21 protein-coding genes are annotated in these 21,628 nt (G+C 50.9%); 14 read left to right on the top strand and 7 right to left on the bottom strand.

What is annotated here, in order from left to right; translation table 11 throughout:
• From CWO84_RS24640 to CWO84_RS12840, 3 genes are all read left to right on the top strand, one after another.
• Positions 1 to 281, top strand: a 281-nt coding sequence (locus CWO84_RS24640) for a hypothetical protein (protein ID WP_205800377.1), incomplete at its 5' end; no start/stop codon positions are given.
• Between the two features lie 380 nt (positions 282 to 661).
• Positions 662 to 1,504: a hypothetical protein gene (locus tag CWO84_RS24180; RefSeq protein ID WP_133120674.1), complete on the top strand. Its 843-nt coding sequence runs from the start codon at positions 662 to 664 to the stop codon at positions 1,502 to 1,504.
• Positions 1,505 to 1,592: 88 nt separating this feature from the next.
• The gene (locus CWO84_RS12840) at positions 1,593 to 3,008 is read left to right on the top strand and encodes a tetratricopeptide repeat protein (protein WP_051669935.1); all 1,416 of its coding nucleotides are present in this window, start codon (positions 1,593 to 1,595) and stop codon (positions 3,006 to 3,008) included.
• A 213-nt stretch (positions 3,009 to 3,221) separates the two neighbouring features.
• On the opposite strand, the gene CWO84_RS12835 is transcribed toward CWO84_RS12840, so the two are convergent.
• The 3 genes from CWO84_RS12835 to CWO84_RS12825 all read right to left on the bottom strand — a co-directional run bounded on the left by CWO84_RS12835 (position 3,222) and on the right by CWO84_RS12825 (position 4,248).
• Positions 3,222 to 3,515 carry an addiction module antidote protein gene (locus CWO84_RS12835; RefSeq protein WP_033156494.1) on the bottom strand — a complete coding sequence of 98 codons (294 nt, stop codon included), beginning with the start codon at positions 3,513 to 3,515 and terminating at the stop codon, positions 3,222 to 3,224.
• Positions 3,516 to 3,524: 9 nt separating this feature from the next.
• Positions 3,525 to 3,815, bottom strand: a complete 291-nt coding sequence (locus CWO84_RS12830; RefSeq protein WP_033156495.1) for a type II toxin-antitoxin system RelE/ParE family toxin — start codon at positions 3,813 to 3,815, stop codon at positions 3,525 to 3,527.
• A 157-nt stretch (positions 3,816 to 3,972) separates the two neighbouring features.
• Entirely contained in the window at positions 3,973 to 4,248 is a 276-nt protein-coding gene (locus tag CWO84_RS12825) for a hypothetical protein (protein WP_033156496.1), read from the bottom strand.
• A gap of 26 nt (positions 4,249 to 4,274) precedes the next feature.
• Here CWO84_RS12825 and CWO84_RS12820 point away from each other — a divergent pair, with 26 nt between their 5' ends.
• The 5 genes from CWO84_RS12820 to CWO84_RS12800 all read left to right on the top strand — a co-directional run bounded on the left by CWO84_RS12820 (position 4,275) and on the right by CWO84_RS12800 (position 11,234).
• Positions 4,275 to 4,787 carry an RNA polymerase sigma factor gene (locus CWO84_RS12820; RefSeq protein WP_033156720.1) on the top strand — a complete coding sequence of 171 codons (513 nt, stop codon included), beginning with the start codon at positions 4,275 to 4,277 and terminating at the stop codon, positions 4,785 to 4,787.
• Between the two features lie 58 nt (positions 4,788 to 4,845).
• Complete coding sequence (locus CWO84_RS12815; protein WP_101053037.1) at positions 4,846 to 5,823, top strand: FecR family protein; 978 nt, start codon at positions 4,846 to 4,848, stop codon at positions 5,821 to 5,823.
• A gap of 292 nt (positions 5,824 to 6,115) precedes the next feature.
• Positions 6,116 to 8,509: a TonB-dependent receptor gene (locus CWO84_RS12810; RefSeq protein WP_165786315.1), complete on the top strand. Its 2,394-nt coding sequence runs from the start codon at positions 6,116 to 6,118 to the stop codon at positions 8,507 to 8,509.
• Between the two features lie 194 nt (positions 8,510 to 8,703).
• Positions 8,704 to 10,017, top strand: coding sequence for a PepSY-associated TM helix domain-containing protein (locus tag CWO84_RS12805; protein WP_205800376.1), 1,314 nt, complete (start codon positions 8,704 to 8,706; stop codon positions 10,015 to 10,017).
• Positions 10,018 to 10,283: 266 nt separating this feature from the next.
• Positions 10,284 to 11,234 (top strand): OmpA family protein, encoded by a 951-nt coding sequence (locus CWO84_RS12800; RefSeq protein WP_033156497.1) that lies wholly within the window; start codon positions 10,284 to 10,286, stop codon positions 11,232 to 11,234.
• A 115-nt stretch (positions 11,235 to 11,349) separates the two neighbouring features.
• Here CWO84_RS12800 and CWO84_RS12795 read toward each other — a convergent pair whose 3' ends face one another.
• From CWO84_RS12795 to CWO84_RS12775, 4 genes are all read right to left on the bottom strand, one after another.
• Positions 11,350 to 13,185: an Hsp70 family protein gene (locus CWO84_RS12795; protein ID WP_101053033.1), complete on the bottom strand. Its 1,836-nt coding sequence runs from the start codon at positions 13,183 to 13,185 to the stop codon at positions 11,350 to 11,352.
• Complete coding sequence (locus tag CWO84_RS12790) at positions 13,182 to 13,832, bottom strand: DUF2760 domain-containing protein (RefSeq protein WP_101053031.1); 651 nt, start codon at positions 13,830 to 13,832, stop codon at positions 13,182 to 13,184. The genes CWO84_RS12795 and CWO84_RS12790 overlap by 4 nt, the downstream gene beginning before the upstream one ends.
• Before the next feature lie 113 nt (positions 13,833 to 13,945).
• Positions 13,946 to 14,332 carry a hypothetical protein gene (locus CWO84_RS12785; protein ID WP_033156500.1) on the bottom strand — a complete coding sequence of 129 codons (387 nt, stop codon included), beginning with the start codon at positions 14,330 to 14,332 and terminating at the stop codon, positions 13,946 to 13,948.
• A 308-nt stretch (positions 14,333 to 14,640) separates the two neighbouring features.
• Complete coding sequence (locus CWO84_RS12775) at positions 14,641 to 15,039, bottom strand: hypothetical protein (protein ID WP_101053029.1); 399 nt, start codon at positions 15,037 to 15,039, stop codon at positions 14,641 to 14,643.
• Between the two features lie 255 nt (positions 15,040 to 15,294).
• Here CWO84_RS12775 and CWO84_RS12770 point away from each other — a divergent pair, with 255 nt between their 5' ends.
• The 6 genes from CWO84_RS12770 to CWO84_RS12745 all read left to right on the top strand — a co-directional run bounded on the left by CWO84_RS12770 (position 15,295) and on the right by CWO84_RS12745 (position 21,623).
• On the top strand, positions 15,295 to 16,230 hold the full coding sequence (locus CWO84_RS12770) for a hypothetical protein (protein ID WP_101053047.1): 936 nt from the start codon (positions 15,295 to 15,297) through the stop codon (positions 16,228 to 16,230).
• Positions 16,206 to 17,318 (top strand): FAD-dependent oxidoreductase, encoded by a 1,113-nt coding sequence (locus tag CWO84_RS12765; RefSeq protein ID WP_240618039.1) that lies wholly within the window; start codon positions 16,206 to 16,208, stop codon positions 17,316 to 17,318. Before CWO84_RS12770 ends, CWO84_RS12765 begins: the two co-directional genes overlap by 25 nt.
• 15 nt (positions 17,319 to 17,333) lie before the next feature.
• Positions 17,334 to 17,795, top strand: a complete 462-nt coding sequence (locus CWO84_RS12760) for an amine oxidase (RefSeq protein ID WP_101053027.1) — start codon at positions 17,334 to 17,336, stop codon at positions 17,793 to 17,795.
• A 26-nt stretch (positions 17,796 to 17,821) separates the two neighbouring features.
• The gene (locus CWO84_RS12755; RefSeq protein WP_101053025.1) at positions 17,822 to 18,442 is read left to right on the top strand and encodes a glutathione S-transferase; all 621 of its coding nucleotides are present in this window, start codon (positions 17,822 to 17,824) and stop codon (positions 18,440 to 18,442) included.
• A gap of 209 nt (positions 18,443 to 18,651) precedes the next feature.
• Positions 18,652 to 19,455: a spermine synthase gene (locus tag CWO84_RS12750; RefSeq protein ID WP_101053023.1), complete on the top strand. Its 804-nt coding sequence runs from the start codon at positions 18,652 to 18,654 to the stop codon at positions 19,453 to 19,455.
• Entirely contained in the window at positions 19,452 to 21,623 is a 2,172-nt protein-coding gene (locus CWO84_RS12745; protein ID WP_033156506.1) for a YgiQ family radical SAM protein, read from the top strand. The genes CWO84_RS12750 and CWO84_RS12745 overlap by 4 nt, the downstream gene beginning before the upstream one ends.
• Positions 21,624 to 21,628 lie beyond the last annotated feature (5 nt).

Here is a 21,628-nt window from a genome sequence, read left to right as displayed (position 1 = left end):
AATCCGCCAAAAGGCGGAATTTAACCCCCTTAGGGGCGAATATAACCGGCCAAAACCGGTTTTTAAGGCCTAATCAGGCTTCCAGACCACCCGGCGCTTCGAGAAATGGCGCCGAAACCGAAGGTATATCGGTAAATTTCAACAGCCTGTTAGGTGGCATGTTTATGTTAAGCTGCCCATGGATGCTTTTTATTCTATGGTCATTTGTTTTAGGAAAAAATCTTGTACCAAACACAAAGCATCCGCCTGCGTTTATTTATCCAGAACTCAGGTTAAATTAAGATGAAGTCATTATACAATAAGCTATTTTATATCAAAAATATCATAATATTATTTGGATTTTTCTCTACTACGGCATTAGCTGAACAAAATGAATTGATAGTTACTTGTGTTAAACATGCTATAAGAGTTGGTTATGAAGACGCATCGTGCGCAGCTAACTAAATTGATACCTGTCTACGAACACAAAGCCAGAAGGAAATGGCTGGTGCATTAGGTGTCAGTAAAATGTTGAATGCAGTAAAAGGAACATGCCCAAATTCAAGATCATCATATTCTAGTGTTCCTGAAATTTTAGATTCAATTGCATCACAGCTAGATAAACCGTAATGTATCCGTTCAGTCCCCCTCTTAGAAAAAGAGGTGGTTATGGGAGATTTTATTGAATAAATCCCCATCAATTCCACTTTTACAAGGCGGGGAAGTGAATACTTACACCGGAATAAGTATTTTACAAATGAGACAATATTTGTTAACTCGGCTAAAAAAACAAAATTTAAATACGTCTCTGATCGTAAAAGATTCGACACCGGTTCTTGGTTTTGGTGACTATTATTGCGCATCCGTTGCTACTGTTGGCTTAAATCCAAGTCATCGCGAATTTCTTGATTCAAAACGATTATTATTGTTGGGACCAAATAACCGTTTAGAGACTAACAAAACTTTGAGAATATCTGATATCCAACATGCTCTACCTCACCAGTTGCAGATTATTGAATGTGGATGCTTGCAATATTTCCATAAAAACCCTTACAAATCATGGTTTGACAAATTCAACCCAATTCTTAATAGCTTTGATGTTTCCTATTATGATGGGACAGCTTGTCACCTTGATTTAGTGCAAAGCGCAACAAACAAAAATTGGTCAAAGCTTAGCGCATATGAAAAGAAAAATCTTCTTGAAAATGAGTCATGGTTTTTCAAGGAGCAGGTTTGTAACAAAAATATTAAAATAATTTTGTTAAATGGAAGGTCTGTTATTAATGCATTTATTTCTTTATTTGATAAAAACTTAAAGGAAATAAAAATATCTGAAATAAATAACAATTGCGCAACGTATGACTCTATTGTTTGGAATTTAAACATTAATTGCAAAGAACCTGACAAATGTAGAGAGTTTATTGTTATTGGATGGAGTATTAATATACAATCTTCATACGGAGTTGGAAGCCAGTTAATTAATGACATAGCAAATAAATGCGCCACGTATAATACAAACCATTAGAAATGCATTAAGATTATCATATTATTTTTGAATAAAACATTTATTTTATGTATACAAAAAGTAAAAATATTGTTTTTTTGTCTTATTTGTGTCTAGTTATGCACATTCATCAACGGTAGTTGAGGACGCTCAATTAGCAGAAAATGGAGATGCCAATGCTCAATGTAGGCTAGCAGAGGCATATTATTTTGGTAAGGATATTGAAAAAAATGTTGCACAGGCTATTGTATGGGGCGAGAAATCCAGCAACCAGGGAAATTCATGTGGCCAGGAATTTATGGGTCAAATGTATTTTAAAGGGGATGGTGTAGAACAAAATCCAGACAAAGCAATATCCCTTTTGACAGCAGCAGCTGAACAAGACAATGTAGAAGCGCAACGTGTACTTGGTAAAGCTTATTTTAATTACAAAAAATATCCAGACGCCGTTGAATGGTTCAAGAAAGCAGCAGAGAAGGGCGACAGGGACTCACAAGAGTATTTGGGTAATATTTACTCTAATGGTATTGGTGTAGAAGTGGATGACGAAGTTGCATTTGAGTGGTTTAAAAAAGCCGCACAAAATGGTAGTGCGTCAGCAGAGTATTATCTCGGCTTGTCATACCTTATGGGTAAAGGCGTTCCAAAAGATTATGAAAAGGCTGCGGATATATTCAAGAAATTAACAGCTGTAGGGAATAAAGAAGGACAATTCTGGTTGGCTTTTATGTATTACCACGGCACTGGCATGCCAGTTGATTTCAAAAAGGCGGTGGATTTACTCACACTATCCGCCAACCAAGGTGAAAAAATGGCGCAGCGTGGTTTGGCGCATGCGTATCTCAATGGAAATGGGGTTGAGAAAAATCTAACCTTAGCGAAAGAGTGGGCGCAGAAATCCGCCGATCAAGGTGATGAACAAAGCAAGGAACTTCTGGCGCAAAGTAACGCAGAAGTAGAGAAGGTGAAAGCAGAAAAAACGAGAGAGGAATCCTGTCAAAAAGCATTGGCCGCAAATGAAAAATACTGTCGTTATATTGAAAAACCAGCAGGTGGTGGTGGCTATGATGTTGAATACACAATACATATCACACCGGACTGTCTATGTGATACTGAAAGCGGATTAGCTATTCCAAAATATCCAGAAAACGCAAAGAATAGTCACATGGAAGGTACTGTGCATTATATAGTTGATAACGACACATATGAATATAAACCAGATGGCAAAACAAATTCCGGTAAATTAATGAAATTTGAATATGGTCGTCGTTTCGATAATGTGAACCCAGATTTATTCAAGCCAGCCATTGAGGAAGCCATGCGAAAATGGGTAAAACTACCAAACCCTCATTCGCAATTTATAACATTCGAGTTTGATTTGCCTGGCGATCAAGTTATTAAGCAGCGCAATGAAGCAGCAAGACGTGAATACGAAGATCGGCATCAGCGCATGCAGGATTTACAACAAAGGAAGAATGAATACAATCAATATCTAGATAGCATGGGGGTAGGTCCACTTAAATAAGACCTTGAATTAGCTTAATCTTCCCCAGCAGACAACCGAGGGAAGATTAAAAGAAAAGGCTAGCCAAGAGAAAATCGGCCATTAAACCGGATTATTGGTAGAGCCACTCTCGTCAGACGACGAGAGGCCGGGTGTTGTCCGTCAGTTTGCTTAAGAAAGCATGCAAGCGAATTAAATTAGCCGCTAACGTACGTTTTCGTACCGCTGAATTTATCAGGCCGGGTCGGCATGCAGATGAATGCCTAGTGCCTTTGTTACCTTGAGAATCGTATCGAAACTAGGGATATGCTCGCCGTCCAGGGATCGATACAGGCTTTCGCGGGAAAGTCCGGTCTCTTTGGCAATCTGCGACATGCCACGCGCGCGGGCAATATCGCCAAGCGCTTTGGCTATGAAGGCCGCATCGCCGTCGGCTTCTTCAATGCAGGCATCCAGATAGGCCGCCATTTCTTCGGTGGTTCTCAAGTGCTCCGCCACATCGTAGCGGCTGATAATAATTTTTGTCATTGCGTTGTCCTACAGGTTACGAGCAAGTTCTTGAGCGGTTTTGATATCGGCAGTCTGCGTGCTTTTATCGCCACCGGCCAATAAAATGACGATTTCGTTGCCGCGCCGCGTGAAATACACTCGATAGCCGGGGCCATAGTCGATGCGCATTTCAGATACACCTTCGCCGATGGACTTCACGTCACCCGGATTGCCGGCAGCCAGACGTTCGACCCTGGCCAAAACTCGTGCGCGAGCACGAATGTCGCGAAGATTGTCCAGCCATTGGGCATAAACATCGGTTTTCTTTATATCGATCATGGATTAAGTGTAGCCGATAGGCTACGTTTGTCAATAGACTGACTGCCGCTTGCGTTCTCGTGCAAACGTAAGGGCTCGTGTTGAAATGGGTAATAGCGGGAGTGGATTATATGCCAGATAACATGGTGGAAAATAAAGCCATGTGCATGCCGGCTTATTAGATATTGCTAATTTTTACCTTTTCGAGGGGATGGGCAAAAATAGCCTTATTCAGGCCCAGAAAAATCCCGATAAAGTCCGCTGCTAAATCACCGCCGCCGAAACATTGGCGGCGGATACGCCCTTCGGCTTGAAATGTCGGCGATTTCCCGATGCTTGCCGTTGGCATATAACACAGTTCAATTAAATCGGCCGTATGCTCAAGCTCGTCAAACCGCTTAAGCTCTTGAATAATCGCATCGCCCGCAAATCGGGCACGATTTCGGCTTGCCATTGCGCACCATTGAACTTCACGCCGACATGCCCAATCGCCATATTCGCCTATTGGACTTTCTGTTCCAACGACACAACAAGGAGCTGCTGGTGTTCGCCGAACAACGGGCCGGCCGCCAACATGCCGAGGATCTGGTTCAGGATGCTTATCTCAGGCTCTTGCAGCACGGCGACACCGACGCCATCGACAATCACCGCGCCTACCTGTATCGCATTACCGCCAACCTCAGCGGCGATCTACACAGACGCGAGCAAATCGTCCCTTTCGTCAACGACGAAGAATCGGAAACGGACGCTGTAGCCTGCCCGATGCCGCAACCCGATGCCGTCGCCGAAAGCCGGGAACGCCTGCGAATTTGCATGCAAGCGCTAGACAGCCTGCCGGAAATTGTTCGTACCGTGTTTCTGTTACACCGCGTCGACGGTCTGACCTATCCCGAAATCGCCAAGGCTTTCGCGATCCCGCCGCGCACCGTCGAGCGCTATTGCATCAAGGCCTTGGCCCACTGTAGCAAATCCGTCAGCCAGGACATCGATTAATACCGCCAAATTCTCCGCCGGCCAGCGTAGCCGGTTGTGGATACGATACACTAACACCATGAACCGAATCACCCCGCCAATTTCACCGTCGTTGCACGAACAAGCCAGTCATTGGGTGGTCAGACTGAGCGCGCCCGATTGTTCGGCTAGCGAACGCCGGGCGTTTCAGGATTGGCTGGCGTTAAGCCCTCGCCATCGCCAGAGCTATCAAAACGCCGAAGCGATTTGGCGGGAATTTAGCGGCGCCGACGTACAACCCGACCCGCGGCTGATGGCAGCAAGGGACGGTTTACGCCGCGCGCAAATGGCGCGCCGCCGGGCACGCCGCGGCCTACGGCTGTCGATAGCCGCCTCGTTACTGATTGCGGCAATAGGCATTCCTCTAGCCTGGGACTGGATAAACACCGACTGTTACTCGACACTAAAAGGCCAACGGCAACACATCGCGCTCCGCGATGGCTCGACGATAGAACTCAACAGCAACAGCCAGGTGCGAGTCCGCTACGGCTGGCGCGGCCGCGAAGCGGTGTTGGATCGTGGCGAAGCCTTATTCAGCGTGGCGCACGATGAAACCAAACCCTTCGACGTCGTTGCCGGCCACGGCAAAATCCACGATATCGGCACCCGCTTCAACGTGTGCATGCTGAATAACTCCGCCACGGTCAGCGTCCTGGAAGGCGAAGTCGCCATTGCCACGGAGCGGCGGCCCGACCCGCAAAATCTGTTGGCTGGCCAGCAAATTAAATACGATGCGCGCGGCCTGGCGTCCGCGCCGGCCAGTTTCGACGCCACTACTGTCGCCGCTTGGCGGGAAGGCATGCTGGTATTTAAAAAGACCGCGCTGGCCGAGGTTCTGGCACAACTAAGCCGCTATCACGACATCGAACTCCGCGTCGCCGACCCGCAATTGCAAAACCTTAAAGTCAGCGGCGACTTTCCCACCGACGACTTAAACCTTGCCCTAAATGCCATCGGCGCCGCGCTGCCGATCAAGGCGGTTCGAAAAAACGAGCGACTGATCGAATTCGAACGCTGACCGAGAGATGGTCAGGTTCAACAGCAAGTTGGAAAACACATATGACGCTTGCGAGCCCAGGCCGGAAGTCGGTTCGTCACAAAACCCCTTGGCTTCCTTGGCACAAGCGCTGGCCATGGCAACATTCCCGCATACCGCCGGCGATTTACGCTTGACGGAAATAACTGAATTTACGCTGCGCGCGAAATCGTTACCGAAAATATTTTTAACCACTCGAAAAAAAAGTGGCGCCTCCGCCCTCGAAAACCGCTCTTACTGGTTAGTGAAATCACCACACACCACGGGAGGGCAAATGTATTCACTTTCTAGGACGCTAGTCGGCGGTCTGCTGACCGGCACCGCGCTGGTTGCCGCGGCTCAGGAACAAAGCTATCAATTGAACATTCCGGCGCAAGCCCTGTCCAGCGCGCTGGAAACGCTCAAACAGCAGACCGGCCTGCATCTGTTCTACGCGGAGCAAACCCTAGCCGGTAAAACCAGTACCGCGCTGCAGGGCACTTACAGCGCCAAGCAGGCGATAGCGATTCTGGTCGGCGGCGCCAGTCTGAGTTACACCTTTACCGCCGACAATGCCGTATCGATTAAGCCATTAGACGTGAACAGTTTGCCGGCGGTCACCGTCTCCGGACAACGCAGTTACGATCTCACCGATCCCTATAACAAGGACTACTCGGTACCCAATACCAGTTTCGCCACCAAAACCGATACGCCAATCATGGAAACCCCGCTCAACGTGCAGGTGATTCCGAAGGCGGTATTGGACGATCGCCAAGCCATCAAACTCGATCAAGCGGTGAAATACGTCAGCGGCGTAACCACCGGCCAAGGCGCTGGCGGCTTGGGCGATCAAGTGACTATTCGCGGATTTTTTAATTTCAACTATTTCCGCAACGGTTTCCGGATAGATACCTTTGGTGGCGCGGACGGCACGCGAGCCATGGCCAATGTGCAAAGCATTGAGGTCCTGAAAGGGCCGGCCGCGATGTTATATGGGCGTGTCGAGCCAGGCGGTATGGTTAACGTCGTGACCAAAAAGCCTCTGGATACGGCGTATTACGCGCTGCAACAACAATTCGGTTCTTACGATTTATACCGTACCAGCATCGATGCGACCGGGCCGTTGACTGAAAATCGCGATCTGTTGTACCGGATGAATGTGTCCTATGAAAACAGCGGCTCGTTTCGCGAGCTGGTGGACTACGAAAAAGTATTCGTCGCCCCGGTGCTGCAATGGAACATCAGCCCGCGAACCACGGCATTGTTGGAGATGGAATACCGCCACGAAAACAATGATTACGACCTGCATTCCAGACCCCTAATGATAGACGGCACCCGTGCCGACGGTAGCTGGATCAACCCACGCTTGGTGGAAATTCCGCGCGAACGGAATTTGATGGAAGCTAACCCGAATCCGGTCGAAAATAAATTCGTCGGCTTTAATCTGAAACACCAATTTAACGACAACTGGGAGATCAGCGAGCAACTAGGCATCAACTTATTGGATAGAACTAGAACCGCACTGTTACCCACTACCTTACAAGCCGACCAGCGCACGCTGAACCGGCGTTTAGTGACCAGCGATTTTTACAGCAACGAAAGTTATTTTACGACCACCAACCTGACCGGCCATTTCAACACCTGGGGCTTGCAACACACGCTGCTGATTGGCGGTGATTATTATCTGCAAGACGAAAACACCGTCGGCTACAGCAGTACCGTTGCCAGCACCATCGACATCTACAATCCCATCCATACCGGTAATCCGCCTATCAACTTAACAACACGAGCCGCCAATTCGTTTCATACCGTTACCGACCTATACGGCATCTATCTGCAGGATCAAATCAAACTACCTTATAACGTTCATGTCATGGGCGGCTTTCGTTACCAAAATGTCGAGCAATTCAATGTGTTGTCTCAACAGGTCGGACAAAGAGCCGATGCGGTGACACCTCAGGTGGGTGTGCTGTGGCAACCGGAAAAATGGCTGAGCCTTTACGGTAATTATGTGGAGAATTTCGGCACAACCAATGGCATGGGACAAGGCAATACCTTTTTACCGCCGCAGACCGCGCAACAGTGGGAAGTGGGATTTAAAACCGCATTTTTCGACGACAGATTAACCAGCACTATCGCCTACTATGACTTAACCAAACAAAACATTCCCACCACCGATTTAACCAATATAAATTTTAGCGTAGCCACCGGCGAGGCCCGTAGCCGGGGCGTCGAAGTGGATATCAAAGGGGAAATTCTGCCTGGATGGAATGCCATTGCCACTTATGCTTACACCAACACCGAAGTGTTGAAGGAAAACAATCCGAATAATATCCCGGTCGGCAGCCGATTGAGAGGCATTCCGGATCATACCGCCACTTTTTGGACCACATACGACTTTCAGCAGGCAGACTTGCGTGGTTTAAAAATCGGTGCTGGCCTGGAACTGGCAAGCGACAGGAAGGCGACCTTCGATTTTCATGATTTCAACTTCGATGGCTATGGCGTCGTGGATCTGCTGGCTAGCTATACCCGCAAAGTGGCAAAAACCAACGTTACTTTACAGCTGAATGTTACCAATTTACTGGATAAGGAATATGTCCACGACGGTTTTGCGTTAGTGTCCGGCACGCGCGCGACCTGGGGTACGCCCCGTTCGTTCTTGGGGTCGGTCAAGGTTGAATTTTGACCGGGTAAGTCGCAAAAAGCGGTAGTCCTTCCCGTTCTTTGCGACCGAACCGCCTCCTGACCATAAAGTTGCGCGAGCGGTGTCAAGTATCGTCATCTCGGCAGTTACAGCCAAGATGACGTTATTGCTGAAACCGCTTTTTAATCAGAAAACCGTCTTGTGTTCCTTAGCCGAAGTCATTTTTAAAAATCGTTATGAAACCAGCTTTTGAGAATTTAACGTCCTGCAGTGCAAAGCCTCCCGCACCCAATGCCAGTGCTAGCCGGTTAACGAAGCTTAAATCCCGTCGTAAAAGGTGGCTGGCTGTTCACCTTTATTTAGGTTTGAGTGCCGGATTGCTGTTGGCGGTCGTCGGTCTGACCGGCGGCATACTGGTGTTTTATCTGGAAATGCAGGAAATACTGAACCCTGAGTTGTCCGTCGTTTCCTTACCCGCCGCAGAACAACGACACTTGCGGTCGTTAGACGACATCGTCGCCGCAGCGGAAAACGCCAAACCGCCAGATAGTCTGTTTTTTAAGGTGTACTACCCACGAAACGCCGAAGTGGCTTACAAATTTTTGTATTTTGTCAGGGACGACAGTAAAACGAACAGTGGCGACGGCTACTATATCTTCGTCGACCCTTATACCGCGCAAGTCAAGGGTTTACAGCTTTGGCATCCGAAAGATCGATATTGGGGCCGGCCTTTGGTCAGTTTCATCATGCAGTTACATTGGTGTTTGCTGCTGGGCAAGACTGGCGCCACTATCGTCTCGATTCTCGGCGCCTTTTCCATTTTATCGGTATTGACTGGCTTAATCGTCTGGTGGCCGTTGACCGGTAAATTTAGGCAGGCGCTGACCTTCAAGCGCCGTTCGGGATCAGTCAGATTCAACTTCGATCTGCATAAAATAGTCGGTTTCTATTCCGGCATCGTGTTAATACCGGTATTGTTTTCCGGTATTTATATGACGCAGCCGGAGCGAATAGACGTACTAGTCAAGCCGTTCTCGACTATCACCCGCCCGAATGCGTACAACGGCATTCCGGAAACGATTGATAGCGCCCCACCCAAAGCGGGGCAACAGACGATTAGCTTAGCGCAAGTGGAAACAATAGTGCAGCAAAGCTACCCTGCCGGCCGGCTGTGGATGCTGAATGGCCCCAAGGACAGAACCGACGTGTTCAGGGTCATGAAGCGCGATGTCGACGAATTAAGCCGCTTCGTCGGCTATAGGGATATTGCCGTCGATCAATACAGCGGCGAAATTCTGAAAGTCTACGATTCCGGCACCAGCTCCAACGCCGATGTCTTTTACGATTGGCAATGGCCTTTGCATAGTGGCCATGCCTTCGGTTGGCCGGGGCGGATTCTGGTGTTGCTGGCGGGTTTGGCTTGCCCGGTGTTATATATCACCGGCATCGTGCGTTGGCTGCAAAAACGGCGAGCGAAACAGCCTCTAAAGTCACTTAGCCAAAAACAACTGCCACAGGCCGCTGAATCAATTTATTGCCCCCGCCCTTAAATCCCGTTCGCGCTTGGTCTGTCGAAGGGCACGCTCGTTTGGGCTGCGATGCGCTTAGCCCGCGGCATATCCGGGATAAATAGGGCCGGGTTAATAAGCCATTCAGGAAACCATTCCCCCGCCTGCCGATCCATTTTAAGTGCGAGTTAAGCCTTTAAGGTTTTAATCGCCACGCGGTCCGGGACCGGCTTCTATTGGCAATACCCATAGAATTTATACGCCGCCCGACTCAACGTATTTATGAACAGCATCCAGGATGAAAAATAATGACTAAAAAATTACTTGCTATCGCCATCGGTACCAGCTTGTTGACAGCCTGTACCACTAACCCCTATACCGGCCAGTCCAGCATGAGCAACCTAGGCAAGGGCGCCGGTGTCGGCGCGGCAGTGGGAGCAGGCGCCGGTACTTTATTCGGCGGAAACGACTGGAAAAACGCCGGTCTGGGCGCATTAGCCGGTGCCGCGGTTGGCGCCGGGGTCGGTTATTACATGGACAAACAACAAGAAGAGATGCAGCAGTCGCTGCAAGGCACCGGGATTGAAGTCCAGCGCACCGCGCAAAACCAGCTGACCTTGAACATGCCCAGCACCAGTGATGTGACGTTTGCGTTCGGCAAGGCCGACTTGACGCCGGAAGCCCAGCACGCACTCGACCCCATCGCCAGAGTGTTGACCAATTACCCGGAGTCGACGATTTCCGTCACCGGCCACACCGATGACGTGGGTTCCGATGCCGACAATCAACGTTTATCTGAAGCACGGGCTACCAGCGTGGCCAACTTCTTGGCGCAACGCGGTGTGAACCGGATGCGTATCTCCCAGCAGGGCATGGGCGAAAGTTCGCCGAAAGTACCGAACAGTAGCGATGCCAATCGGGCAATCAATCGCCGGGTGGAACTGGCGATCAACGCCAATCAAAACGCCGGTGCTGCGCAACAACCGCAGCAAGGCTACCCGCAACAGCAAACCCAGCCTTATCAGCAACAAGGCGGTTATCCGCAGCAGAACTACCCGCAGCAAGGTTATCCGCAGCAAAACCAACCGTATCAGCAGGGTTACCCGCAACAGCAAAGTTACCCTCAGCAGAATCAGCAATACCAAGGTTACCCACAGCAACAGGGGTATCCACAGCAAACTTATCCGCAACAGAGTTACCCACAACAGAACCAGCAATACCAGCAGCAGTATCCACAGCCTTATTACCAACAACAATAAAGCTTTAGATACAAGCCAGCCATCATAAAAAACCCGCTTCTTTCCGGGAAAAAAGCGGGTTTCAGTTAAGCCCTTGGAAATTCGGCTCTGGTTTAGCCGCTAGCTATTGTTAATATCAAGCGTCGCCAGCCCTGACATCAAACTCAATTTTCCAGCGCTGTTGATCGCGTTTGGAAACCGCTTTTAACTCTAAAGTCCCTACTTCGGTTACTGCCACAGACAAATGCACGGGGACGATGTCGCCGGCATGGCGGCCTTCTTCCGGTAAGGTGATTTCGATTTCGTCCAGTTCTTCCAATTCGTCGTCCTGCCAATATTCCAGCCTTACCCCTACCGCATCGTCGCGGCGGGTTTTTGAGCCAAAAAAGCGGAAGCGTACCGGTTCGCCGATGATCAAACCGAATTCGTCATTAGGCAATTCCTGTTCGCTGCCCTCTTCCATTCCAAACGGCGCGATGCACAAGGCTTCGATCTCCGCCGGCAATCCGGGAACCGCCGGCATGGCGCTCTCAATACCGACGTAATAAGCCGCCGCCGTGCCGCCTTTAATTCTGACGCCCTTGCCTTTGCGGACAAATCCGTAATAGGCAGCGCCACGCGCGACCGCCAAATCCAAGTCGGCGCCTTGCAACAGTCTGGCCGGCGCCGCTTGTTCGGTTTGCAGCCAGCTATTTAATATTTGCATCAAGCGCTCGGCCATCACGCCGGCTTTTAACACCCCGCCGTTGAACAATACCGCGGTCGGATGCAAGAAACTGGCGTGTTCGGGCAAGACATGATCGGCTAGCTCGCCGGTCGCTTCTTTTTGCCGCGACAAAAATGCAGCCAGATGGCGAGTAATGCCGGCATCCTGCGCATAAGGCAAACCCGCGGTACGCAAACCACTGCGCGGTCTGACCACCGGTCTTTCTTCGATCGGTACCCACGGTAAAAAGCCTTCGACCAAGACGCGGTTCAGTTCGTCGCGAGTCAGTTCGGTGCGCAAGGTGCCGCCGATCAGGGATGAGCCTCGGCTCGCCACGACCAAAGGCATGCTGCCCAATTCGGGCTGGTTGAATAGTTTTTCTTTGGCTTCCCGACAGGCGTGGGTCAAAGCTTGTAGTTGCCAGGATTCCAGGCGCTTGCCACCGTCTTGTTCCAGTTTGGCTTTAACGGTATAGGCCAAGGCCAAGTCCATGTTATCGCCGCCCAGCAAGATATGGTCACCCACCGCCACCCGGGTCAATTGCAGGTTGCCATCCTGTTCGGTGACCGCAATCAAGGATAAGTCGGTAGTGCCGCCGCCGATGTCGGCGACCAAAATCACGTCGCCGATTTGCACATGATTGCGCCAATCGCCTTCGCTGTTTTCGATCCAGCTGTACAAAGCAGCTTGCGGCTCTTCCAACAACACGGCCGGCCCTAGTCCCACCGCGCGGGCCGCTTCGACCGTCAATTCACGCGCGGCCGGGTCAAACGAGGCCGGCACGGTGATAGTGACATCTTGATCTTGTAAATTGTGCTCCGGGAATCGATGATTCCAGGCATCGCGCAAATGTTGCAGATAGGCCTTGCTGGCGGCAAACGGGGAAATCCGCTCCACATCCTCCGGCGCCTCGACCGGCAAAATCGCTTGTTTGCAATCGACACCGGCATGGCACAACCAGCTCTTGGCGCTGGACACTAATCTGATGGGGGTTTTGCTGCCCAGATTACGGGCGATTTCGCCGACCAGATATTCCGGTTTAGCTGTCCACGGCAACGCAGTCGCGCCCTCGGCAATCTCGGCCGAATGAGCCAAATAGGTGAAGGACGGCAATTGCGCCTTGTCTTCTATCGTGCCGGGGCCGGTCAACTGCGGTATCGCCAACACACCCAGGACCACTTGGTCGTCGCCGGCTTCCAAATCGACATAAGACAATACGCAATGCGTGGTACCTAAATCGATACCGACCGAATAACGCGCGGTCATAATTCCACCTCGGCCGGCGCGACGATTTTGGCGTTATGGCCTTCGGTCAATTTCGGCAAACGCAGATCCGTGACTTGCCAACCTTTATGCACCAAAGTACCGGTAAACGGCGCCTCGCCGACGATATTGCCGGTCAAACGAAATGACGTGGCATCGAAGCCTTTGTTTAGAGTCACCCGGTTACCTTCGGGATCTTTGCTGACAGGGGCCAGGGTGAAATGCTCGCTGACCGCTTTGCTGCAACCTTGATGCACCACCCGCGCCGCCGCGCCGATTTCGGCATCGGAAAAAGCACTGACATCTTCTTTGATAAAGTCGATAAAGCGGGCTTCTTTTTGCAGCAAACTCAATAGTTGCAAGGCGGCATCCGGAGTCGCTTCCTTTAATACCACGGGCTCAGGCGCCGGGGCCTGGACGATTTTTTCCACTTCGACGATCTTCTCGACGATTTTGACTTCCGGTTGCGGCGCAGGGCTGGGAGCGACTACCGCCGGAGCTGCGGATTTGCAGCGGCGCATGCCCAGCAATACCGAGACTAAAACCACAATCAGAATCAAAGCCAACAGTGCTGCGGTACCGGCCAAACACACGTGCCACAAATCGAAGGTGGTCGGGCGCAAGGATAAATCGATGGTGTAGGTATTCATGAAAAACGAGTGATGGTTGTTAATTGAAACAAGGGCTGTAGCATCTAATCTTCAAGCATGCCGCAACAGATAACGCTAAATTTTTACGCCAATGCCATTGCGGACAGTGGGAGTCAGTTACCAGGCATGCCGGCTTTCTTCGCGGCTTCCGCGTACATTAATTGCTGCAGCAAATTGCGCGTTACCTGGATACGCATTTTCTTCAAATGCCGGTCAGCCACCACGCCCGGCACTTCGGCGTCGGTATAAACTTTGCGCATTTCGGCCAAGGTCGGCTCACAAGACTTAATAATCACATCGGTGGCGTTGCGGCTTTCCATCTTGGCAAACTCGGGTTTTTGCATAGTATCCACTACACATTTTTTATAGGTGTACTGAGCTTGCTGAATTTTCTGGATGGTCTCATCTTTCAGAGTGGTTTCGTTCCATTCTTCCTTGGCTTCCTCGGCACAGGCCAAACCTGCGACCATCATCAATGCAACTACTAAACGGTATGTCATGTTTTGCTCTCCAATGGGGGCGTGATAATGGCTGGCGATTTTACGCGATGCTAGCTGAAATGAACAATCAGTCGGCAGCAGCAGGCGGTCAGAACAGGCCTAGCCTGATCAGCCAGCTCACTGCGGCCAGCTGTAAACTCACCCAGGCTCAGGACAAACTCGCCTTTCAACGCCAAAGCACTAAGATACCAGGCAGTGAGCTAAAAGCCACGCCAAGGCGGCAGGAACGCGCTGCTCATATAAGGGCTGGCGCGGGTCTCTTGGAAATGACCGTATCGAAAAATCCACCCAAATTGGTGCTCTAAAGCTTAGTGATCGCAAACATGCCGAGACGAACCGGCCTGATTTTGGCCTTGAGTGGTATCAGGCAATAAAGGCAGGGCTTCGGTTATTCCGTCGCCGCATTGTTTCATTTGCTGCATAGCTTTATTGGCCGATACGTCCTTACCAAACTCCATCGCTCTGGCCATCGCTTCATCGCGTTTTCCCGCCGCGCATAAGCGCTCCACCTCGGCAGTCATTTGTTTGGCCTGCGCTTGAAAGGCTTGCATGTCGGTCTTATCGATGTGCTTCACGCAGTCTTGCATGGCTTTCATTTTCTGCATCACTTGCTGCATTTGCGCTTTATCCATATTTTTAAACGCATCGTTTTCAGCGGCAGCGGCGATGGGGAGTAGTAACAGCAGGGTTATCAATAAATTTCGCATGACTTTCCTCAAAATAATGAACATACCTGGGAACTGTAGAAGTGTTCTACCTGGATAGCAAGCGCGGACGATAACGCCGACTTAATGGTGTTGTCGTGACAAGATCGCCGATTTTGTCGCACCCACGACATCGTTTGCTAAGCTGCCTCAGAGCAATAATCCCTATCAATCTACAACCTACACACGCATGCGGCGATTTGCTAAATTGGCATCATTCTTGATTGCTTGATGACTTTCGTCATCAGCAACCCAACGATGGAACACATTTTCCCTCTGCCCCGCCCGATGCCTGCGCCGCCCAAACCCAAGCATCCAGTGCTGCAAGCAGGCCATCGCTACAGCATCGACACCCAAAAATTAGCGGACAACCCACTCGGTGATGTGGAGCATGATCTGCAAAACGGCTTACTCGGCGATTATCCGCTAAGCATCGAACGGGCTGCGGTAGTGCCCGTGGATACGAAACGAACACCCATACACGCATTCGTTTGGAACAGCGATTTACTGAGCCCGCCGCTCAAAAGCTGCTTAGCCCTTACCACAGCTCACCCGCAGCAACCCAAGCAGAATCGTTTGACCTTGCTTGACGCCCGCATGGCCGCGCCGACCGTAAGCTTGGCGGACGATATGCCAACCCTAAGTATCTCACCTCATTTTGAACTGGCATGGGACACCGCCGGTTTTTGCAGCCAACTGGGCGTCTTGCAGTTGCTGGAGTCTACTCGAACAGCACACTTCGCCGACGGCAAAACGATGACTTTATTGGATACCGAAAGTGAAGAAGGCGACCCGGTTTTGTATCTATCTGTGAAAGACAGGCCTGTGCCGGTCATACCGCTTGGCGGGTTTCAACAGCAAGGCCGGCAGCAAAAACTGCTGTTCAGGCAGGCCGTGACGCAAGCCATTCCGTCCGAAATTGCCGGTAATACTGTCGCGTCGATGAGCGTTTTGGAAAAATACACCGTGTACTTCATGCAAAACGCCGGACCGGATAGGCCGGATCTTTATATTTGGGTGCCCGTACATTTACCTATCGTTTGGGGATGGAGCATCCGGGTACAACAACGCTATGACGGCGTTTGGGATATTTTTCGCAAGAAATTGATCATGCCCAGCGCGTCGACCGAAGCGCCGAAATTACCCCTATGGCAGAGTAACTCCTTGCTATGCCAAACGATGCAGATGGCGTGATGACCATGCTGGACGTGGCGATTGTTGGCGCCGGACTGTCCGGTTTGTCCTTGGCAGAAAAACTGCTGACATACAAACCTAACATTGGCGTATTTGAAGCCCGCGAACGCTGCGGCGGCAGGATTCTATCCGCAGCTGACCCTACCCTGGGTTTTACCGCAGACTTGGGCCCCACTTGGCTGTGGCCTACCGAGCAACCGCGTATTTCGGCATTAGTAAAGCGCTTGGGATTGACGCTATTCCCGCAATGGGACTGCGGCCAAAGCTTATATCATGTGCAAGCACACTCCCGTCCGGTGACTTACATCGATACTCAGACTCACGCTGAAGCCAGACGGATTGCCGGCGGTTGCCAGCAATTAATTGACCGTTTATTGCAACGGATACCGGGACGGGTGTTGCGCCTTGGATACAATTTGCTATCACTTAGCGATCACGGTAGTTATGTCGATTTAACATTCGCATGCGATAGCACCGTCAGTACCATACAGGCTCGCCAAGTTGTGCTGGCTGCTCCGCCGCGATTACTGGCTAACAGCATTACCTTTCAACCGGCTCTAGCACCCGGTTTGCTATCACTAATGCAAGACACGCCCACCTGGATGGCCGGGCACGCCAAGGCGGTTCTGGTTTACGAACAAGCTTTCTGGCGCCAACAAGGCTATTCCGGCAACGCCATTTCATCCTACCCCGGCGCGGTTTTGGCCGAAGTCTATGACGCCTGCTCCGACGATGCTGGAACATCTGCCCTGTTTGGTTTCTTTGGTTTGCCAGCCCAGATTCGCGAACAGTATCAAGACAGTCTGCCGGCCCTGATCGTGCGGCAAATGGTCGGCTTACTCGGTCCTGCCGCCGCCAATCCACTAAGTGTGGTGATTCAGGATTGGAGCCGGGAACCATTTACCGCGACTTCTGTAGATCGCATACCGGTGTTCGAACATCCCGCCTACGGCCATCGCGCGCTGCAATTGGACCATTGGCAAGACAAACTGTATTTCTGCGGAACGGAAACAGCCAGTAGGTCCGGCGGCTATTTGGAAGGCGCATTGGCAGCCAGCGACCGGGTTTTTAGCGCATTAACACTCTAACTAAAGGACTTTGACATGAACAATCCAACGCTTAACGCGAACAGCATCGGCGAATTTAGTCGATTCATAATCGAGCAGAAAGCGAATATGAAGAAGCAGTACGATCAATTATTGGCCCATGACCTATCACACCAACAATGGGATGGTTGTTTTCAGCGCAATATCTTGATCGTCTTGGAAAAAACCTATCAAGACGCCCTGGCTCAATTAAAGGCCTTGCCGTTTGATCACACGGGCAGCACCGTCAATCAGGGCTTGGCGGATCTTACCAAATCAGTATTGGCGGTATTTGATGGCTTTATCGACGAGTTTTTGTTGATGGTAGTGGATAAACATCGCACTTCCTGCGCCTTATCCAATTTCCCAGACGAGCATAAACCCGATCAGGTTTACCTGAGCGCGGTGCGTAGCGATATCGCCTTACTGTGGCGGAATTTTGCGCTGGACATTAATGCTTACTTTCTGGAATGCCGTTAAGCAAAACTTTTCCGATAGGATAATTTATGAAACTCTACATGACACCCGGCTCCTGCACGACCGGTATCCATATTTTACTGGAAGAGCTGGATCTGATTTTTGAAGCGCATCTGGTCAATTTAATGGCCGGCGATCAACATCAAGCCGATTATCTGGCAATCAACCCCAAAGCCAGCATTCCTACCCTGGTCCGTAACGACGGTACTGCCCTGACGGAATTCCAAGCTATCGCCTACTGGCTGGCGCGCAGCTACCCCAAAGCAAAACTATTGCCAGGCGACGCGGATGGCGACGCGAAAGCTATCGAGTTGATGGACTATGCGGTCGGCACGCTGCATGGTCAAGGCTTTGCCCGCATTTTTACCACGGAGAAATTCGCGCCCAATCCCGCCGATCACGACGCGGTTAAGGCCCAAGGCTTGGATATAGTCAATAAAGCTTTTGCAATCTTGAACGAGTTGCTACCAGCCGAAGGCTATGCATTGAACGCATTCAGCATCGCCGATGCCGCTTTGTTTTACGTGGAATTTTGGGCGGATAAGATCGGCATTACGCTGCCGGAAAAATGCTTGAAACACTATCGTTTGATGCTGTCGCGGCCGGTTGTTAAACGGGTACTGAGGGAGGAAGGTTATCGCGGGGAGTGACTTTTATCGCCGCACTATCTGTTGTTGCCTTCTCCTGTCCGGAGATTCGCGATGTGAAGCCATTCACACTCATATCCATCAATCACCCGAGTTAAGCCAATATCCCTTCACATTTACAAGGTGACTAAATCGTCATCCACACACTATTCACAAGACAAGCGCTGGATTTTCAAGGAAAATAGCGTCCTCTTTACCATTCGCTACAGCGCATGTACAAATATGAAGGCCTGGTGGTACACCAAAGCCACGACGACGAAGGCATCATAGAAATCGTTGATAAGGAAGGGGTGAGGGCCTTGCACTTTGGCTCGCATGCCCGGCAAAGCAGCATGCTGCTGATGGAACCCGACCGGCTACATTCGTTGTATGCCAGAGCAATGATGGCCGGCCTGCTGTTCCACGACACTCCCAACGAAATCCTGATGATCGGTTTGGGCGGTGGCACTATCGCCAAATTCATGCTGCGCCAATTTGCCGATTGCCGGCTCAAGGTGGTGGAATTTCGTAGCAGTGTGTTAAAAGTCGCACGCAGCCATTTTGGCCTGCCATTCGATCCGCGCCTGAAAATCAAGATTGGCTGCGGCGCGCAACATGTACGCCAAGCCAGCCAGGTCCAGAGCGAACAGCACGACTTGATCGTCATAGACGCTTACGACCACGACGGCATGGCCCCGGAAGTGAGTAGCGAAACTTTCTTCGACAACTGCCGAACCTTACTGACCAAGAACGGTCTGCTGGTGATCAATTTGTGGGGCACCGATAAGGACATGTTCCAGCAAGTGGCCTGGAATCTGGGCCGTGTGTTTGAAAGGCGCATGCTGTTTTTGCCGGTACGCAATCGCGGTAATGTCATCGGCTTTGCCTTCGGTGAAGCCATGGCAAAGCCAGGCATCAAACAATTGATCGACAAGGCCAAGCGGCTGGAACAGATGTATCAACTGGAATTCCCCATCTATTTGCTGGATTTAAAACGCCACAACCCCAACGTCTTCAACCGGATTATAAAATCGTGATACACAACGCTCCCAACATCTTCGGCTACAAAAAATACTGGGCGCACCGCTTCGGTCCGGCGCCGGAATTACCGATGAGCCGCGCAGAAATGGAAGCGCTGGGCTGGGACGCCTGCGACGTCATCTTGGTGACCGGCGATGCCTATGTCGATCATCCCAGCTTTGGCATGGCGGTGATCGGACGAGTGTTGGAAGCGCAGGGCTTCCGGGTCGGCATCATCTCGCAACCGGATTGGCATAGTGCCGAGGATTTTAGACGACTGGGCCAACCCAAACTGTTTTTTGGGGTGACCGGCGGCAATATGGATTCGATGGTCAATCGCTATACTTCGGATAAGAAAATCCGCTCCAACGACGCTTATACCGCCGATGGGGCGGCCGGCAAACGCCCGGACCGAGCAGTGAATGTTTACGCCCATCGTTGCCGCGAAGCCTTTAAAAACGTACCTATCGTCATCGGCGGCATTGAGGCCAGCCTACGCCGCATTGCTCACTACGATTATTGGTCCGATAAAGTGCGGAAATCCATTTTGTTGGATTCAAAGGCCGATTTACTGGTGTACGGCAACGCCGAGCGGCAAGTGGTGGAAATCGCCCAACGCTTGGCAAAAGGCGAAACCATCGCCGATTTGAAAGGCATACGCGGCACTGTGCATTTTGTGAAACAGGTTCCGCAGGGCTGGATGGAGAAAGACTCGACCGACATCGATAAACCGGGGGCGGTGATTTCTCACGTGAATCCCTATCAAGAACAACCGGCGTGCGACGATCAGGGACGGTCGGAGTGCGGCGACGGGTCGGAAACCCTTGCCGCCGCGGATAAACCGGCACTGGCTGAAAACGAGCAGGTGATTCAATTCAAACCTATCGCCAACAAGCAGCGCACGCAAACCGTGATTCGCTTGCCGGACTACGAAGCCGTAAAAGACGATCCAATTTTATACGCGCACGCTTCCCGGGTGATGCACGGCGAAACCAACCCCGGCAACGCCCGCGCGTTAATTCAACGCCACGGCAACCGCGAAGTGTGGATCAATCCGCCGCCACTGCCGCTAACCACGCCGGAAATGGACGGCGTATTCGACCTACCCTACTCGCGCTTGCCGCATACCGCTTATGGCAAAGCCAACATACCGGCGTTTGAGATGATTCAGCATTCTGTGTTGATCATGCGCGGCTGCTTTGGCGGCTGTAGTTTTTGTTCGATTACCGAACACGAAGGGCGTATCATTCAAAACCGTTCGGAAGATTCCATCATTCGTGAGATTGAAGCCATCCGCGATACCTCGCCGAATTTTACCGGCCATATCTCGGACTTGGGTGGCCCCACTGCCAACATGTGGCGGCTGGCGTGCAAAGACCCGAAGATTGAAGAATCGTGCCGCAAACCCTCCTGCGTCTATCCGGGGATTTGCCAGAACCTGAATACCGATCAAACACCGCTGATCAAACTCTACCAGCGCGCTCGCGCCTTGCCGGGCATCAAAAAAATCTTCATCGCATCGGGATTGCGTTACGACATCGCGGTTGAGACACCGGCTTACGTGAAAGAGTTGGTGACCCACCACGTCGGCGGTTACCTGAAAATTGCCCCGGAGCACACCGAGCAAGGCCCGCTGTCGAAGATGATGAAACCCGGCATGGGCACTTACGACCGCTTCAAAGCGATGTTTGATAAGTACTCCAAGGAAGCCGGCAAGGAACAGTATCTAATCCCCTACTTCATTGCCGCCCATCCGGGTACAGAAGATAAAGACATGCTGAATCTGGCCCTATGGCTGAAACGCAACGGCTTCCGAGCCGACCAAGTCCAGGCCTTTTTACCGTCGCCGATGTCGATTGCTACGGCTATGTATCATTCGGGGAAAGACACCTTGCACAAAGTCGCCCGAAACAGCCCGGACATAGCAATTCCGAAAAACATCAAGCAACGGCGCTTGCACAAGGCATTTTTACGCTACCACGACCCTAAAAACTGGCCTTTGTTGCGAGAAGCATTAAAAGATATGGGCCGCGCCGATTTAATTGGGAATGGTAAGCAGCATTTGGTGCCGAGTTTTCAGCCGAAAAGTGATGGTGTAGCAATGACAAATGCCAAAAAAACTCAGGTTTTTAGAACCAAACATACCGTATTTCCTGGTACAGACAGGAAGCGTAAACAAAGATAAAAAAC

It is taken from the genome of Methylomonas sp. Kb3, from assembly GCF_002834115.1.
Classification (GTDB): domain Bacteria; phylum Pseudomonadota; class Gammaproteobacteria; order Methylococcales; family Methylomonadaceae; genus Methylomonas; species Methylomonas defluvii.
This window is presented reverse-complemented; position numbering and strand designations above follow the sequence as displayed.